Below are 1,901 nucleotides of genomic sequence, written 5' to 3' on the forward strand. Positions count from 1 at the left end.
CAGCAACAACCGGCGTACCGGTAGCGAGCGCTTCAAGAATCGAAGTACCCAAGCCCTCGGACCAACTTGAAGACACATAGAGATCAGCACTGCGGCAAATTCCCGGAGCCTCATCACAATGGCCGGGCAAAGAGACACTCGTCTCTAAGCCGAGCGTCTGTATCTGCGTCTCAAGCTCTTTACGTAAGGGGCCTTCTCCCGCTATTACCAATCGTGCAGTGGGAAAGCGCAGCTTCACACGGGCAAAAGCCTCTAAAAGACGGGCATGGTCTTTGTGTGAAACCAAAGCGCCCGCTGAAAAAAGGAAGGGTACATTCTCCGGTATGTCAAGACTGCTTCTTGAAACTGCAGGCATCATGGCCCGTTGCATATCTACCGAACTGTGAACTGTTTTCAGACGCTCTTCCGGCAAGCCATAGGCAAGCAATGTTTCATGCACCACTTCAGAAACACATAAAATACGATGGGCACGATGGTATTTCCAACGGCTCAACCTATGTTTTTTAGGCATAAAATTGACGCGCCGTGAAACCACAACACGCGCGGGCGCGCCGAAGACTGTTGCCAGTACAGCCAGGCCATGGGCATGACTCGAATGGGCGTGGAAAATATCGATACGATGGCGTTTGGCGAGGCGGGCAAGTTGGTAAGCGGTATAAAGATCCAGTTCACCACGGAGGGGGAGCGGAATACGAATCAAATTATCCATTTCCGGGTGCATTGCGATAAAGGGTTCGCCCTGCCGCCCTATGACGATGTTTTTCACCCCCTCTTTATCTAAGCCGCGCACCAGCCAAGAAGCTTGCCGCTCACCGCCGCGCAACCCTTTTTGCTCATTCACATGAGCCACAGTAATCATGATAGGTGTCCTTTGTTCTTGGACAAGTGCTCCTCCACAACGCGCCGGTAAACATCGGCTGTACGGCGCACAAATACTTCCTGAGAAAACTCGTTCAAGACACGTTGACGTGCACGTTCACCCATGGTTTTGCGCAATATCGGGTCCGATGCAAGCTTCTCTAAGGCGGCTGTCAAGGGAGATATGGAAGCGGTAGGAACGAGAATGCCTTCAACTTCATGATCAATGATTTCACCGAGACCGCCGTAATCTGCAGCAATAACAGGGATTCCCGCTGCCATTTGCTCTTTCATACTGAACGACGACGTATCACAATCGATGGAAGGCTGGGCGCCTATATCAAAAGCCTGAATACAAAAATCCATATCATTGCGAAACCCGGCGAATTGTACGCGCGATGCGATTCCAAGCCTTTCGGTTAAGTGACGCAATTCCTCTTCTAAAACTCCTTGCCCAAAAGCCAAAATATGGAGATTGGGCCGCGTGTCCTTCAATTCTGCAAGGGCTTGAAAAAGAAATGTATGCCCCTTTGCAGGGACCAATCGGCCCACAATGCCGCAGACTATATCATCGTCTTTGTATCCAAATTCAGCGCGGGCTTGATTGCGTATTTCCGGATTCGCCTGATACAGCTCCGCGTCAACACCATTATGTATTGCATGTAAACGGGTTGCATTAAAGGCGCGATGCTGGGCAAGATCTTGGCAGACCGTGTTGCATACAACAATTTGGAAATCGGTCAGATTTTTGTTCAAGATACGATTGGGCAAATGGGAAGATACGGTGTAGGTATTGTGGCGCGTACGCAGTAGGGGGGAAGGCGTTGAGGATCTCCAATTCGCCGCCGCCATAGTCCAATGATCTTCAGAACTATTGACATGGATAATATCCGGCCGTTCTTTTTCAATGAAACGTCGCGCTAAACGAATATCCTTAGCCCATGAACGCAACCGCAATCCGCCACGGAACTGGAAATCATCCAGAATCTCAACGACTCCCTTATTTTGTTCGACAAGGACGCTCCCTTTTCGACATCCGAGGG

Annotated in this window: 2 protein-coding genes; both read right to left on the reverse strand. The window is 50.3% G+C overall.

Annotated elements, in window-relative coordinates; genetic code table 11:
- Positions 1-859 (reverse strand): glycosyltransferase (locus GX117_13270; GenBank protein ID NLO34299.1); only part of this gene is annotated, 859 nt, incomplete at its 3' end.
- Positions 856-1,901 (reverse strand): glycosyltransferase family 4 protein (locus GX117_13275; GenBank protein NLO34300.1); only part of this gene is annotated, 1,046 nt, incomplete at its 5' end. The genes GX117_13270 and GX117_13275, both read right to left, overlap by 4 nt.

The organism is Candidatus Hydrogenedentota bacterium (assembly GCA_012523015.1).
Lineage (GTDB): Bacteria > Hydrogenedentota > Hydrogenedentia > Hydrogenedentales > CAITNO01 > JAAYBJ01.